This window comes from Pseudomonas sediminis (assembly GCF_039555755.1).
Taxonomy (GTDB): domain Bacteria; phylum Pseudomonadota; class Gammaproteobacteria; order Pseudomonadales; family Pseudomonadaceae; genus Aquipseudomonas; species Aquipseudomonas mendocina_D.
In genome coordinates this window covers 2,627,947-2,643,363 of the sequence record NZ_CP154631.1, presented here as the reverse complement: position 1 = coordinate 2,643,363, position 15,417 = coordinate 2,627,947, and the positions used below count along the sequence as shown (strand labels likewise).

Below are 15,417 nucleotides of genomic sequence, written 5' to 3'. Positions count from 1 at the left end.
GCTGACCTGATCGTAGAACTGCGCCCAGGGCGTATCCAGGCTGTCGGCGATGATCACCTGATCCTCGAACAGTACGCCGCTGTCCTTCAGACTCTGGCGACTGGCTTCGGCCAGGCTGCCCAGCCCGTTCTGCGCCACGACGTTACCGGCCAGTGCCTCCTGCAGATTCAGGCCGTACTCGGCATGCAACTTCTCCAACTGCAGCAGCAGGTCATCGAACTGGGTACTGGCCGCGGAATTGAGAAAACCCTGCCCCAGGGAATAGGCGCCGATGGCGCGGCCTTGGCTGAGCACATTGGTGATCTGCGGGGTGACGTTGGTGATCAGCTCGGTAATCTGCCGTACCTGACGCTGCGGGTCCTGGCTTAGTCCCGCCTGGCTGGCCACCAGCTTGATGAAGACTTGGGAAGAGCCCAGCAGCTTCTCGACGATGACCGTCTTGCTCTGCAAAGAAGTCTCGGCCTCTGCGCTCTTCAGCTCGGCCAGCAATTCGTCGCGCTTGGCGATGAACTCCGCTTCCTGCTCGGCATCGCTGGTCACTGGCTGCAGTCCTTGCAGGCCGGTACTGAGCGACTGCTGCAGTTGATCTATACGCCCCTCCAGATCCCCCGCCTGACCGGACTGACCAATCATCGAGTTGATCTGGACCAGATCATTGAGGCTTTCAAGATCACGCCGCAGCTGCAAGCTGCTGCCAAGTAGCTCGAGGCTTTCCAGGGCGGTCTGGGTACCAACGAACTGTCGATAGGAGTCGCGCACCAGGTAGAAGTTGGTGACGAGCATGGGCAGGAAGAATAGAACGCTGATCAGGCTGAACTTCATACCGAAGCTGAGGCGATTCATCAGCGCGATGGCCGGATACAACACGGTCTTCACTAGACGTCTCCAGTTGCCATTATTGTTATAGGTATTGCTTGGATCGCCGCCGAGCCTCTTACGGGCTGATCACGGCGCCCTGTGTCGACCGACCTGGGTTCGCCGAGCTATGCGGCAAAGACAGGCAGACAAATGTGACGAAAATCACCAAACAGGGTCGACTACCGCCTCCTTATACGCCTTATCGACACGCGTCTCTGTAACTTAAGGTTAAACGCGCGCAGCGCCCTTCACTCCCTCTCAAGAGTAAGCGTAGTTCGTCACTGGAATTACATAAGGACAAAGGGCGGGAGCAACCCGCCACTGTGCGTGACAGCAGGTTGCCCCCGCCCTGTAAATCGCTTGGATACGATCTCTAAGGATGTTCTGAAAAGCCATTTATCGTCACTCCCGCGAAGGCGGGAGCCCAGGGACTACGCAGGTTCTGGATTAACGCCTGCGCAGCAATCACGGCTATTTCAGCGTTCCCCCTAAATGAATAACACCCAAACCGCGTAACCGGCGTACCAGACCACCGCAGCACGAATCAGCAGTTGCCACAGCTGATCCAGGGTATCGACACCCTCCTCACCCATCACTGGCGGCGGCATCTCACCAGCGGCTCGCCCAGCCTTGACCACCAGTTGCGCGGCAGAAATGTCCCAGCTCAGCAGCTCATGCAGCAAGGCGCGGCTGACGGCGACAAAATTGCCGACCAGGGCGAAACTGGAAGCCAGCACCCGCGCCGGCAGCCAATCGAAAGCGTGGCGCAGTTGTACGGCGCGCTCACGCAGAGCCGGTTGCTGCGCATGCTCTGCACTCATCGCCAACAGGCGATAGGCCAGCGCGGCCATGGGGCCCAACAGCAGATACCAGAAGATCACCGCAAAGAAGCTTTGATAGGCCTGCCATAGCAGATGCCCCTGCACCTGTTGCAGCAGCTCGGTGCCCTCCTCCGGCTGCAACGAAAGGTCACGTTCGGCCACGTGGTAAGCGGCCTGACCGTCACCGCGCCGCCAAGCGTCGCGAAACGGCCCCAGCGCTGCGAGCAGATCACCCCGCCCCAGGCTGTAAATCAGCACCAGCAAATGCACCGGTAAAGCCAGCCAGCCGTAAGCCAACGGTTTGAGGATCAGCAGCACCAGGCCCAACGCCAACACCGGCAACAGCACCAGAACGGCCAGGCACAGCCACGGAGCCTGCTGCAGGCCGCCTTGTTGCAGGCGCTGCAGTTGCGCCAACCAGGGGCCGTCCTGCTGGATGCGCAGGCGCCAGGCGGAAAACTTCTCGACCCACAGCACCAGCAGAATCACCAGAAAACTCATTGCTACCTCTCCTTCAATTCGGCGTGCAGACGCGCCCAGTCGAACGCTGCCCCCGGATCAGTCTTGCGCCCAGGCGCGATATCGTTGTGGCCGCGGATGCGCTGCGTCGACAACGCCGGGTAAGCGTCCAGCAACTGCCGCGTCAGCTCGGCCAACCTGGCGTATTGAGCATCGGTATAAGGCAGATCATCCGTCCCCTCCAGCTCCACACCCAGCGAAAAATCGTTGCAGTTGTCGCGCCCCTCGAACCAGGAAACCCCGGCGTGCCAGGCACGATCCAGACAGGAGACGAACTGCGTCAGCCCGCCATCACGCTCGATGAAGAAATGGGCGGAAACCTGCAAGGACGCAATTTCGGCGAAGAAAGGATGTTCGTCCACCGGCAAGCGGTTCTGAAAGAACGCTTGCACCTTGCCAGTACCGAACTGCCCGGGTGGCAGGCTGATGTTGTGCACCACCAACAGGGAAATTTCGCCACTGGGGCGAACATTGAAATTCGGCGATGGGCAGTGAGGGATGCCCTGAAACCAGCCGGTTGAGGGGTCGAGCTGCATGGAAGGCTCCTGAACGAGCCACCACTCTAGAGCAGGTGGCTACGGCGGCCAAGCGCGAGGCCGCAACAGGATGTGCAAAGGCGGGAAAATCGAGGATCACGACTGTAGGAGTCGCGCCTCGCGGCGAATCGATATCGAGCACGCCGCAGGATCAAAAAGCTTCGCCCCGGGGCGGGGCTCCTACAAATCAAGCCGTTGCCAGGGGCGAACGCTCCTGGCAACAAATCAGCTGTGCTTCAGCTTGCGCAAGTTACCGATGACCGACTCCAGGGCGCGGTCGAACAGCAACGCATCGTCGAGCAGGCGCACAGCGTTGCGGCGGAACTCCACCGCCAGCGCGTTGCGCGTCTTCTCCAGCACCTTCATGCCGGTGCGATTGACGAACACGTACTTGCCGGTGGGCTTGATGATGGCTGCCAGCTTGCAGCGCAGCTTGTGCTCTTCATCTTCCTGAATTTCCACCCAGCTACCCACACGCAGGCTGTCTACCTGCAGTAGCGCTTCGTCGTCGTCCGGGAGCACCACGTCCGGCTCCTGCGGACGGGTCTGACCGGGCGCAAGCAGAATGATCTCTTCGACCACCTCGACCATCGCCGGGGCATCCTCGACCTCTTCTTCGGCCGCCGGCAGCTCCAGCAGTGGCAACTCGACGCCCGCTTCGCTCAGATCGGTGTGCGCGACATCCTCAGGTACGGCCGTTTCGGCTTCAGGGGCTGCGCGCTTGAAGCGCTGGAAGGCCTGCACGTGCAGCACTTCCAATTGGCTGAAGAATTCGCTGGTAGAGAACGGATCGAACGCCGCACTGGCCATGCCTTCGCGCAGTGCCTTGAGCAAGCCGGGCACCAGCTCCAGCAAACGCAGACGCGCCTCTGGATCTTCATGCGGGGCGACGCTCCAGACCAGGTCATCCATGGTCTGCAGCGCAGCCTGCCATTCCTCCGACTCCACGCCATGCTTGAGGCAAGTGAGCATCAGCACCTTGCTCCAGGCTTCCTGCAGCAGCCGCACCACCACTTCCGGCAGGGTCTTGCCGAGCAAACGCTCATTCAGTGCCTGCTCGACTTGGCGACGGGCCAACTCGGCCTTGGCACTGCCTTCCTCGGCATCGCGGGTACGCTGTTCGAGCAGTTCACTGCGACGGCGCTCATCGCCCGTGAACGCCATGAACTCGGCGAGCAACTCGGAGAAAATCGCCGGATCGTCGACGAAGTCGTTCAGCAGACACTGAACCACCTGTTCGATCTTCTGATAGAGGCTGTCACGCTGGGCATCGTCCTGATCGACCCAACCCAACGCGGCAGAGGCGATCTCGTTGAGCAAGCGGCGAGCCGGATGGCTGCCACGGCTGAAGAAGGTCTTGTCCAGCACCGCAACCTTGAGCATCGGGATCTGCAGACGGCCAATCAGTGCCTTGAGCGAATCCGGCAGGGTGCGATCGTCGAGAATGAACTCGAACAGCATCGACACCAGATTAATCACATCTTCATCGACCTCACCCACCACTCGCGCCTTGCCACTCTTGGCGCTGGCACGTTCGAGCAATCGTTCGAGCTGGTCACGGAGATCGAAATCTTCGACGTTGACCTGTGCCGGAGCACGCTGCTGCATGTGCGATAGCAGGCGCATCAGGTCGTTGCTGGTGATCGGCAGTGCATCGGCTGTCTGAGCGCGGCGTGGCATCGATGTGCCGCGTACTTGCGAGAGCAGATCCTGCAGCGCACCGAACACTTCCTGCACGCCCTGATCGGCGCCTTCGAGCAACGGCATGCCCTCCTCGCCCGAAGACTGGCTATATGCAGAAGCCACAGGGCGCTGCTGACGGCGCGGCTGCGCGGACTTCAACTCCGGCAGCACACCCGCATTGACCAGCGCCTGATTGGCCTCGGCATACAGAACATCGCAACTGCCCAGCACGTACTTTTCGAACAGTTTGAGGATGATCAGCTTGACCTTGATCTCCACACCTAGCCCGCTGCAGGCGTCGAGGAAGTACTCACTGAGCAGGGTCGGGCCGAGCGGGTTGCTCTTGTCGTCCAGCTTCTTGCTGATCACCGCATTGAGGCGTGTGGTGAGATGGCCCAGCGCCATGGCATCACGGCTCATGACCTTGGCCACCATGGCATCCAGCGCCACCGTCTCTTCCAGCTCGTCGTTCTGCACCAGGCTCAGGCTATCGAACGACACGGCATCCAGCGTGGGCTGAGGTTTGCCAATTTCGTACTGGTTGAGATTGGCGAAAGACTCGAACACCTTCTGCAGAAAGCCGCGCTCGATATTCTTGCGCTTGAGCCGCAGGTCGCGCATGGCCTCGAAGAAAGCATTCTGCTCGGCATTGCTGGTCGCCCGATCCGCCATCTCGAAGAGGGTATCGTCAGCATTGTCGAACAAGCTCTGCAGGTTCTGCTTGAGCTGTTGCGCCGCTTTGTCACGCACCTGAATCAGCGCCACGGGCAGTCTTCCTACCGGCGAAGTTGGCGATTGCTCAGCGGTGGCCTTGGTCAGCGGCACCACATTCGCGTCGGTCTTCATTCTAGTCTCCCGCAGACAGCCCGAATCCGGGCTTCCTGGTCTGCACAGCGTCAACCGAGCGTCGTCCTTAACGTCAAAGGCCTGGCGTCAATAATGAAAAAAGTAAAGCCATTATAGGGAGGCTGCGCGCCATACCAAGCCAATTTTTCCCACAGACATGACCCAGATCACAGATAGCCACACGCCATCTTCGGACGACGGCCAATACACCACACTCGCACCTCCACAGCCTAACCCTGACAGGCCTTAGGCGCTGCACCGATAGTCGGGCCAAGGGGGTGCCCTCGTCATTAAGAGCAGCGGCAACATACAAAAGTGCCTGATCAATTCTGCAGAACGACAAAAGGCCCAGCGCCGCGATGGAGCATTGCCCTGCAACCACCTGCCTCTATAATCGCGGCTCGACTACACCGGAGCCGACCATGCCCAACCTGATCCTCGCCGACCTCAGCAGTGAAATCGAAGCCAACGCCCGCCGCGCCCTGGCCGAAGACATTGGCAACGGCGACATCACGGCCCAGCTGATTCCGGCCGAGCGCCTGGCCAGCGCCCGGATCATCACCCGCGAAGAGGCAGTTATCTGCGGCACGGCCTGGGTCGATGCGGTATTTCGCCAACTCGACCCGCGTGTCGCGGTGCATTGGCAGGTAAAGGATGGCGACAAGGTCAGCGCCGACCAGACCCTGTTCCGCCTCGAAGGCCCGGCCCGCGCCCTGCTCAGCGGCGAGCGCAGCGCACTGAACTTCCTGCAGACCCTGTCTGCCGTCGCCACCCGCTGCCGCCACTATGCCGACCTGGTAGAAGGCACCCAGGTAAAACTGCTGGACACCCGCAAGACCCTACCGGGTCTGCGCCTGGCGCAGAAGTACGCAGTGACCTGCGGCGGCTGCCATAACCATCGCATCGGTTTGTACGACGCCTTCCTTATAAAGGAAAACCACATCGCCGCCTGCGGCGGCATCGCCCAGGCCATCAACGCCGCCCACCAGATCGCCCCGGGCAAACCGGTGGAAGTCGAAGTGGAAAGCCTGGAAGAACTGCGCGAAGCGCTGCAGGCCGGCGCCGATATCGTCATGCTCGACGAACTGTCACTGGAAGACATGCGCGAAGCCGTACAACTCACCGCCGGCCGCGCCAAACTCGAAGCCTCGGGCGGCATCAATGACAGCACCTTGCGCGTGATCGCAGAGACCGGCGTGGACTACATCTCGCTGGGGACGTTGACCAAGGATGTGAAGGCGGTGGATCTGTCGATGCGCCTGGCCCTATAAGCCGCCAACTCACTGTAGGCGCCGCGCCTCGCGGCGAATCGATGTCTCAGCGAAATCGCACCGCACTACACACCATTCGCCCCGGGGCGGGGCTCCTACAGGTCAAACCGCGCTTTAATCTTGCTGAGCATCCTTCAACAAAATGCTCTGGGAATAGTCGAGAAATTCGCCCAGGTGTCGCGTGATGACAGCGACGGTTATAGGCAATTGCAGCGCTTGATACTCATGCACGGCGATATTGCGGTAACCGACCATACGCTTGAGTGCCTCAGCCAGATCACGTTCGATCCAACCTCCGTCAGCCAGCAAAGCGAACACATCACGCGCGCTCTGGGGCACCCCCAGACGTTCGCGCCTGATCAGGTGCTGGCCCATATCGAGCGCCGCCTCACAGGCCCGCTGGATATTCAAGATTGCGGCATCCTGACGGGTGTAATCTTCAGCAAAACTCGCCGGGTCACGCCCGTACTCCTCGCGAGCTCGACGCACGCAACGCTCGATGCTGGCAGCCTTGTTCAGCAAGACATCATCGACCATAAATCCGCCCGTCTCTCGCGATTTCCTGTAACAGGGGAGCCCTGGCCCGATCCAGCTCGAGCTTCTCACTCAACACCGCGCACTCGAACAAACCGGCCTCAACGCCATCGACTGCCCACCAGCGCTCACCCCGCTGCAACACCTGCTGCTGCATGACCGTAGAAGCCTTGCGCATATCCAGGAGATCAACTGGGCAACCGGCGATATCGGCGGCCTCTCCGGCAAGCTCCCAGAGCAGTAATGGGTCGGCATACCCTCGCACCAACACTGCGAGATCAAGGTCGCTACGACTGTCCGCCGTACCTTGCACACGGCTACCAAAGGCGTAGATAGCCAACACCCCGTCCAGACGCGAACGCAGCAACCCAATCAAGGTTTCTCTATTCATGGCTGGCCTCCCTATACACGCCTGGAAGTGTATCCCAGACACGTCGAATGAGGCTGCACAACACGATAATCAACCACAACGCTGCAGGGTCTGCCATGCACACCGAAGACCACGAGCGATCACACTCTGTAAGAGGCGCGCGCCGTAGCGAATCGTCGCCACTGCACGGTCAAAAGCCTTCCCTCCCGAGGCAAGACGCCCGCAAGGAGAGCAGCAGAAAACGACAAGGTCGGTGCGCGCAGCGCATCCTACTTCAGGCCGGAGTCTTTCCAGCGGCGCTGTCGAGAATATTGAAGAACACCGTCTCCAGCGACACCGCCGGCTTGACCGTCAACAGATGGCCGCCGACCTGGTTCAACTGAGCGATGAAAGCCGGCAGGTCAGCCTGCAGCACCTCACACTCGAACTCACCCTCGCGCAGCACGCGCAACGGCTGACCAATCGGCTGCGCCGCGTGATAGCGCACCAGCATATCGTCAGCGCGCTCGGCAGCCAGCTCGCGCGGCGAGCGCACGGTCAGCAACTCGCCCTTGTTGATAAAGCCAAAGCGGTCGGCAATGCGCTCCACGTCATGCAGCACATGGGAAGTAAAGAAGATCGCCCCACCCTGCTGCTTGAACTCGGTAAGGATATCCACCACATCCTTGCGCCCCACCGGATCGAGCCCGGACAGCGGTTCGTCCAGCACCAGCAGCCTGGGCTGCACCACCATGGCATGTGCCAGCGCCACGCGCTGCACATTGCCCTTGGACAACTCGCGGATACGCCGCTTGGCGTTCATATCCACGGAGAAGCGCTCCAGCCAGTGCATGCACCAGGCATCGGCATCCGCCCGCTTGATGCCATACATGGACAGGCCCATGCGCAGGATTTCCAGCGGGGTGAACTGCTCGTAGAGCGCCGGCGCCTCGGGCACATAGGCCAGCGGCTGACGCGCCTCGGCGCGATGCGCATCCACGCCGTAGATGCTGACCGCGCCCTGGTAGTCGTTGATGATATCCAGCATCACCTTGATGGTGGTGGACTTGCCGGCGCCATTGGGGCCGACGAAACCGAACACCTCGCCTTCGGCCAAGGCAAAACTCACATCGCGCAGCGCGCGGACTTCCCTGCCCTTGACCCGGAACGTCTGGCTGACGCCTTTGAACTCCAGCGCCGCACTCAAGGCTGATTCTCCATACCGGCGATTTTCAACTTCTTCATTTCGACTAACCCATCGCGCAACTCATACCCCAAATTCAGGGGGTCTTGAGGTAGCTCAGCCAGCAGCCCGGAGAAAACCAACTGCTGTAAATCGGATAAAGGACCGTTAATCGACTCGTAGCGACGCTGTGCCGCACGCAGATCAATCAACCCCTGCAAGCGCACCACGCGCTTATCAAGCATCTCGCGCAGGGATGGTTCCTTCGTGCTATCACGCTGCTGAGTCAGATAGGACAATGCCAGTGCTTCATCGGCGAACCCCTCCGCTCTGAGCGATATCGCCAATCTGCGCAGGGTAGCCGAATTTTCCTGCGAGCGCTCCGCGGCAAGTACCATCACCGCCGAAGCGTCGGAATACTGCCGCTGAAAAAAGGCCAGATTAACGCCATAAAAAAATGCCGGCACATAATCCCAGAAGCGACAGGCCATTGCGGCCTTGAGTACATGATTACCTTCCTGTACGGCCCCACCCCAAGTTAGCAGCCCATTTGCCAAGTAATAATTATCCTCATGACACGAGTTAAGCTCAGCGACTACACGCTGCGATCGAATTAAGTAATCGGCATCGACACCACTGTAGTTGATGCCCGTAGAAGACAATCTGATCGCTTCCAAACTTGCCGCCAGATATCGATCCCCAGCATAGAGAACCACCAATATCGGCGCATTTGGAACCACCCGACCCGATACTATTTGCGCCCGCAAGTGCATCGGTTGCTCGGCACGCCAAGCCCCCAGCAAAATAAATGCAGCCACAAAAAATAGGCATGAAAACAACGCCCACAAACGGCGTGACACGTTCAAGAAAACAGCTTCCTTTCCAACAACCAGACAGACAAGCAAAGCAGCACACATATGTAAATCAGGCTACTCACCAGCAACACACACCAGTCGCCGGGTATAAAATCCCAGTACCCATACAAAGCGACCATACGCACATCCAACCTACCCAAATCGGGCAAGAGATAGCCCAGCATTCCGAGGCCGGCACGATAGCCATCCGGATTGTCCACTACATAGGTTTCACGCAGTAACAGCTCGATAATTGCCGAATAGGAGCGTGCTATCAGCATAAAGCCAAATGTACCCACCAGCACAAAACTCGGCGTCGAGGCAACAACAGCAAGCAGCAAGGCAACGGCACAAAGCACCAGAAGATCCAGAGACATAAAACCCATTGTTACAACATAAGGAAGCCCGAGGTTGACCGGACTACTTTGCACATACCCCTTACCAACAAGGACAACTAGCACCGCCAGTGACACTGCCATCAAAAACTGCGCAACCAACACCATGCCGACGACTGCAAAGAATCGCTCCAACAGAAAACTGAGCCTAGAAACCGGATAGCTCAGTGAACTCAGAAAATAACGCCGATCAAACTCGCGAGAAACCAACTCCTGCATTAAAAGGATCAAAAGCAGAGGCAAGGACAACCGCATAACAGATATACCAACATCTAGCGCCACAGTAGACGGCTGACGCCCACTGAACAACGCCGAAAGGGACGCGGCCATAAGTAAAGCAACAACGCAACCAATGACCAGCCAAGCATAGCGTGCACGAAACGCCAAACGGCAAGGAATGAGAAGAGAGGACCAGGACATGATTTTCCTGTCAAAAGGGGATACGCCAGCAACGACGCCTATATTCTAGTACGCCCTATAACTAACGCAACATATGCACAGCAAAAACCGCGATCGCATTCCTCGCATCGGCTTTTGCGGTAGAGTCCGAGCTTTGCGCACGATATTCATTGAATTGCGGCAAGGCAATGGCCGACAAGATCGCAATAATAGCAACAACCACCATCAATTCGATCAAAGTAAATCCGCGCTCACACTTCATACCAATGCAGCCTAACAGCACACAAGCATAAGTTAAATTTATCGCGAGCCCAGACCGAGGCTCGCGATAAAACCGATTTACTCTGGCAAAACTGCAGTCACTGTTTCATCGCTACAAAAATCATCAAGACTCGACGCTGCGATACTACCACCCGTGGTAGACCCCACATACGCCTTACCCTTGTTAGTCACATTAAAAACATCTTCTGGCCCGGTACCAGAGCAACTATTGTCATTGTAAACAGGATCACCATCCTTGTTAACCCCAATAACCGCACAACGCTCCGGCCCAACCTTGCGACTACCAGCAAAATGACAAGTAGCAACAGTAATTGAATTATTATTACGAGTACAATTATATGCACCATGCACATTATTAGAAAGCGTCACAACTACTGGCTCCGCCAGAAGCTCGCACTCACCCGCACCAACAGTGTTGCCAGATACGATAGTTTCGGCCGCAAAGGCAGAGCCCACAAAAAAACCAGACACAACCAGGGCGCCAGCAAAAAACTTTTTCATTTAATTTCTCCTTAGAGCTGAGCAGCAGCCATAACGGTCAGAGTATTTTTAGTATCCGCATTAGAGACGGTATCGTTGGACTTGGCGCGATATTCATTGAACTGCGGAATGGCGATAGCAGCCAGAATACCGATGATGGCGACTACGATCATCAGCTCGATCAGGGTAAAACCCTTTTGCTTCTTCAGAGACTTCATGGACGAACTCCTATTGTGGTTAAGGTCAGCGACCTGAACCGTTCAATGCAGACGACGTGCCAAAACCCCAAACCCCGCCTAATCAGCGGCAAGCACCCGCAACGGCATATCCACCACAAACACGCACCGGCAGGATATGACGCTTTTTGTCACCCTTAATAACCAAGCTTGGGCCATCGGCGAATATGGGCTATATAGGCAGCATCACTTCACCGACCAAGCAGCCTTATCATGAGCGACACCGCCCAACTGACCGGCCTCGCCCGCCAACTGGTCAATGCCAACCTGCTCGACGAGCGCGCCGCCAGCCAGGCCTTTGCCCAGGCGCTGCGCAACAGGATCCCCCTGGTGTCCTACCTGGTGCAGAACAAGCTGGCCACCAGCCGCGCCCTGGCCGAGATCGCCTCCGAGCAGTTCGGCGTGCCCTACTTCGACCTGGCGGCCATCGACAAGGACAGCCAGCCGCGCGAGTTGATCAGCGAGAAGCTGTGCCGCCAGCACCGCGTGCTGCCGCTGTACCGCCGCGGCAACAAGCTGTTTATCGCCCTCTCCGACCCCACCAACCACCAGGCCATCACCGACGTGCAGTTCAGCACCGGGCTGAGCACCGACGCCCTGCTGGTGGAGGACGACAAGCTGGGCGACGCCCTGGACAAGTTCTTCGACGCCGGCACCAGCGGTATGGAAGAGCTGGCCGACGTCGATCTGGACGGGCTTGATGTCGAAGCCGTCAGTGACGAAGCGGACGATGCTGGCGCCGGTAACGACTCTGACGATGCGCCAGTGGTGCGCTTCATCAACAAGATGCTGCTGGACGCCATCAAGGGTGGCTCGTCCGACCTGCACTTCGAGCCCTACGAAAAAGCCTACCGCGTCCGCTTTCGTACCGACGGCATGCTGCATGAAGTAGCCCGCCCGCCCATCCAGCTGGCCAGCCGACTTTCCGCTCGCCTCAAGGTCATGGCGCAACTGGATATCTCCGAGCGGCGCAAGCCGCAGGACGGCCGGATCAAGATGAAGGTCTCCAAAACCAAAGCCATCGACTTTCGCGTCAACACCCTGCCCACCCTCTGGGGCGAGAAGATCGTGATGCGGATTCTCGACCCCACCAGCGCGCAGATGGGCATCGATGCGCTGGGCTATGAAGAAGAACAGAAAGAGCTGTACATGACAGCTCTGAAGCAGCCGCAAGGCATGATTCTGGTGACCGGCCCAACCGGCTCGGGCAAGACGGTATCGCTTTATACCGGCCTGAATATTCTCAACACCACGGACATCAATATTTCCACCGCGGAAGACCCGGTGGAAATCAACCTGGAAGGCATCAATCAGGTCAACGTCAACCCGAAACACGGCATGGATTTCGCCCAGGCCCTGCGCGCCTTCCTGCGCCAGGACCCGGATGTGATCATGGTCGGTGAGATTCGCGACCTGGAAACGGCCGAAATCGCCATCAAGGCCGCGCAGACCGGGCATATGGTGATGTCCACCCTGCACACCAACAGCGCCGCGGAAACCCTGACCCGCCTGCGCAACATGGGCGTGCCGGCATTCAACATCGCCACCTCGGTGAACCTGATCATCGCCCAGCGCCTGGCGCGTAAACTTTGCAGTTGCAAGAAGGAAGTAACACTGCCGCGCGAGGCCTTGCTTAAAGAAGGCTTCCCTGAAAGCAAGATTGGCAGCTTCAAGCTGTTCGCCCCCAATGGCTGTGACAATTGCAAAGGCGGCTATAAAGGAAGGGTGGGGATTTATGAAGTAGTTAAAATCACGCCCTCCCTGCAACGCATTATCATGGAGGAAGGCAACTCCATCGAAATCGCCGCGCAGGCGAAAGCCGACGGCTTCAATGACCTCCGAACTTCCGGGCTGTTCAAGGCGATGCAGGGCATCACCAGCCTGGAAGAAGTCAACCGTGTGACCAAGGACTAATCCATGGCGGAAAAAGCACTGAAAACCAGCGTATTCGCCTGGGAAGGTACCGACAGAAAAGGCGGCAAGATCAAAGGAGAGATCTCCGGCCAATCTCCCGCACTGGTCAAGGCCCAACTGCGCAAGCAGGGCATCAACCCGCTCAAGGTGCGTAAAAAGGCAGTTTCCCTTTTCAGCGCGGGCAAGAAGATCAAGCCGATGGATATCGCCTTGTTCACCCGCCAGATGGCCACCATGATGAAAGCTGGCGTGCCACTGCTGCAGTCGTTCGACATCATCGCCGAAGGCTTCGACAACCCGAACATGCGCAAGCTGATCGACGAGATCAAGCAGGAAGTAGCTGCGGGCAATAGCTTCGCCACCTCGCTACGTAAAAAGCCGATGTATTTCGATGACTTGTACTGCAACCTGGTCGACTCCGGCGAACAGTCCGGTGCCCTGGAAACCTTGCTCGACAGGGTCGCCACCTATAAGGAAAAAACCGAAGCGCTGAAAGCCAAGATCAAGAAGGCCATGACCTACCCTATTGCGGTAGTCGTGGTGGCAGTGATCGTCACGGCGATTCTGTTGATCAAGGTCGTACCGCAGTTCGAGAGCGTATTCGAAGGCTTTGGCGCACAGCTCCCTGCCTTTACGATGGTGGTGGTCAACCTTTCCAGATGGCTGCAGGAGTGGTGGTTCCTGGTACTGTTCGCGATCTTTATCTCGATCTACAGCTTCGGCCAGGCATACAAACGCTCGGAGAAGTTCCGCGACTCGCTAGACCGAGCGCTGCTCAAAGCCCCCATCGTTGGCCCCATTCTGTACAAGGCTGTAGTCGCGCGCTTTGCTCGAACCCTGGCAACCACGTTTGCTGCTGGCGTACCACTGGTTGACGCGCTGGACTCTGTGGCGGGCGCGACCGGCAACGTGGTGTTTCGCAATGCGGTCAACCGAATCAAGAACGATGTTTCATCAGGCACGCAGCTCAACTTCTCCATGCGCAACACCGGCATTTTCCCAACCATGGCCGTACAGATGACCGCCATCGGTGAAGAGGCCGGTTCTCTGGATGAAATGCTGGATAAAACCGCCAGTTACTATGAAGAAGAAGTGGACAACGCGGTTGATAACCTCACCACGCTGATGGAGCCACTGATCATGTCCGTGCTTGGGGTATTGGTCGGCGGCCTGATCATCGCCATGTATCTCCCAATCTTCCAACTCGGCTCGGTGGTCGGCTAAGCAATGGTGTTCGAATTTCTGGCCGACAATCTGTCGGCCTTTGTTTTTGTCTGTGCGATTTTCGGTCTACTGATCGGCAGCTTCCTCAATGTCGTGGTTTATCGCCTACCGCTGATGCTGCAGCGCGATTGGCAAGCCCAAGCCCGGGAGATACTGGAGTTGCCATCAGCCCCTCCCACAGGAACCTTCAATCTTGTTCTACCCAACTCTTCGTGCCCTGATTGTGGCCATGAGATAAAGCCCTGGGAGAACATCCCAGTCATCAGCTATCTGTTTCTGCGCGGCAAGTGTTCGAACTGCAAGACCCCGATCAGCAAGCGTTACCCCATTGTCGAACTGACCTGCGGGCTGCTTTCCGCTTACGTCGCCTGGCATTTCGGTTTCACCTGGCAGGCCGGGGCGATGCTGGTGCTGGCCTGGGGGCTGCTGGCGATGAGCCTGATCGATGCTGATCACCAGATTCTGCCCGACGTGCTGGTGCTGCCTCTGCTGTGGCTGGGCTTGATCGTCAATTACTTCGGGCTTTTCACCAGCCTGGAAGATGCACTGTGGGGGGCGATTGCCGGTTATCTCAGCCTGTGGTCGGTGTACTGGCTGTTCAAGCTGATCACCGGCAAGGAAGGCATGGGTTACGGTGATTTCAAGCTGCTGGCGATGCTCGGCGCCTGGGGTGGCTGGCAGATTCTGCCGCTGACCATTCTGCTGTCGTCGCTGGTCGGGGCGGTGCTCGGGGTCATCATGCTGCGCATGCGCGGCAGCGATTCCGGCACGCCGATTCCCTTTGGCCCTTATCTGGCGATTGCCGGGTGGATCGCCCTGCTGTGGGGTGATGTGATTACCGGCAGTTATCTGAAGTTCGCCGGTTTTTGAGCTAACCCAGCGACACTCGTCACTCCCGCGAAGGCGGGAGCCCAGGAGTTATACTGGCTCCACAGGCTGGGTCCCCGCCTTCGCGGGGATGACGGATCGCGACACACGCGGTTCGCATCATCGGGCAATCCCCCCTACAATCGCGGCCTTGAGCAGTAAAGAG

15 protein-coding genes are annotated in these 15,417 nt (G+C 58.3%); 4 read left to right on the top strand and 11 right to left on the bottom strand.

Annotation, left to right across the window (positions count from 1 at the left end; all coding sequences use genetic code 11):
- Positions 1-1,346: 1,346 nt before the first annotated feature.
- From ampE to AAEQ75_RS12490, 3 genes are all read right to left on the bottom strand, one after another.
- Positions 1,347-2,180, bottom strand: a complete 834-nt coding sequence (ampE, locus tag AAEQ75_RS12500) for a regulatory signaling modulator protein AmpE (RefSeq protein WP_099522562.1) — start codon at positions 2,178-2,180, stop codon at positions 1,347-1,349.
- A gap of 2 nt (positions 2,181-2,182) precedes the next feature.
- Positions 2,183-2,734 carry a 1,6-anhydro-N-acetylmuramyl-L-alanine amidase AmpD gene (gene ampD, locus AAEQ75_RS12495; RefSeq protein ID WP_099522563.1) on the bottom strand — a complete coding sequence of 184 codons (552 nt, stop codon included), beginning with the start codon at positions 2,732-2,734 and terminating at the stop codon, positions 2,183-2,185.
- Between the two features lie 225 nt (positions 2,735-2,959).
- On the bottom strand, positions 2,960-5,263 hold the full coding sequence (locus tag AAEQ75_RS12490; RefSeq protein WP_343349115.1) for a DUF1631 domain-containing protein: 2,304 nt from the start codon (positions 5,261-5,263) through the stop codon (positions 2,960-2,962).
- 422 nt (positions 5,264-5,685) lie between these two features.
- Between AAEQ75_RS12490 and nadC the strand changes: the two genes are divergently transcribed.
- The gene (nadC, locus tag AAEQ75_RS12485; RefSeq protein ID WP_343349113.1) at positions 5,686-6,534 is read left to right on the top strand and encodes a carboxylating nicotinate-nucleotide diphosphorylase; all 849 of its coding nucleotides are present in this window, start codon (positions 5,686-5,688) and stop codon (positions 6,532-6,534) included.
- Positions 6,535-6,648: 114 nt separating this feature from the next.
- Here the strand turns inward: nadC and hepT are convergent, their stop codons facing one another.
- The 8 genes from hepT to AAEQ75_RS12445 all read right to left on the bottom strand — a co-directional run bounded on the left by hepT (position 6,649) and on the right by AAEQ75_RS12445 (position 11,228).
- On the bottom strand, positions 6,649-7,071 hold the full coding sequence (gene hepT, locus AAEQ75_RS12480) for a type VII toxin-antitoxin system HepT family RNase toxin (protein ID WP_143506146.1): 423 nt from the start codon (positions 7,069-7,071) through the stop codon (positions 6,649-6,651).
- Entirely contained in the window at positions 7,061-7,459 is a 399-nt protein-coding gene (gene mntA / locus AAEQ75_RS12475; protein WP_343349110.1) for a type VII toxin-antitoxin system MntA family adenylyltransferase antitoxin, read from the bottom strand. Before mntA ends, hepT begins: the two co-directional genes overlap by 11 nt.
- Positions 7,460-7,712: 253 nt before the next feature.
- Entirely contained in the window at positions 7,713-8,624 is a 912-nt protein-coding gene (locus tag AAEQ75_RS12470; RefSeq protein ID WP_343349108.1) for an ABC transporter ATP-binding protein, read from the bottom strand.
- Positions 8,621-9,460, bottom strand: a complete 840-nt coding sequence (locus AAEQ75_RS12465; RefSeq protein WP_343352379.1) for a hypothetical protein — start codon at positions 9,458-9,460, stop codon at positions 8,621-8,623. Before AAEQ75_RS12465 ends, AAEQ75_RS12470 begins: the two co-directional genes overlap by 4 nt.
- 2 nt (positions 9,461-9,462) lie before the next feature.
- A complete protein-coding gene (locus AAEQ75_RS12460) occupies positions 9,463-10,269 on the bottom strand; it encodes a hypothetical protein (RefSeq protein ID WP_343349106.1) in 807 nt (268 codons plus the stop codon).
- Between the two features lie 61 nt (positions 10,270-10,330).
- Complete coding sequence (locus AAEQ75_RS12455; RefSeq protein ID WP_343349105.1) at positions 10,331-10,486, bottom strand: prepilin-type N-terminal cleavage/methylation domain-containing protein; 156 nt, start codon at positions 10,484-10,486, stop codon at positions 10,331-10,333.
- 101 nt (positions 10,487-10,587) lie between these two features.
- Complete coding sequence (locus tag AAEQ75_RS12450; RefSeq protein WP_343349103.1) at positions 10,588-11,031, bottom strand: hypothetical protein; 444 nt, start codon at positions 11,029-11,031, stop codon at positions 10,588-10,590.
- A gap of 11 nt (positions 11,032-11,042) precedes the next feature.
- Positions 11,043-11,228, bottom strand: coding sequence for a prepilin-type N-terminal cleavage/methylation domain-containing protein (locus AAEQ75_RS12445; protein ID WP_343349101.1), 186 nt, complete (start codon positions 11,226-11,228; stop codon positions 11,043-11,045).
- Between the two features lie 231 nt (positions 11,229-11,459).
- Here AAEQ75_RS12445 and pilB point away from each other — a divergent pair, with 231 nt between their 5' ends.
- The 3 genes from pilB to AAEQ75_RS12430 are packed head-to-tail and all read left to right on the top strand — an operon-like array spanning position 11,460 to position 15,254.
- On the top strand, positions 11,460-13,160 hold the full coding sequence (gene pilB / locus AAEQ75_RS12440) for a type IV-A pilus assembly ATPase PilB (protein WP_343349099.1): 1,701 nt from the start codon (positions 11,460-11,462) through the stop codon (positions 13,158-13,160).
- A 3-nt stretch (positions 13,161-13,163) separates the two neighbouring features.
- A complete protein-coding gene (locus tag AAEQ75_RS12435) occupies positions 13,164-14,384 on the top strand; it encodes a type II secretion system F family protein (RefSeq protein ID WP_343349097.1) in 1,221 nt (406 codons plus the stop codon).
- Positions 14,385-14,387: 3 nt separating this feature from the next.
- Positions 14,388-15,254, top strand: a complete 867-nt coding sequence (locus AAEQ75_RS12430; RefSeq protein WP_343349095.1) for a prepilin peptidase — start codon at positions 14,388-14,390, stop codon at positions 15,252-15,254.
- Positions 15,255-15,417: the final 163 nt, after the last annotated feature.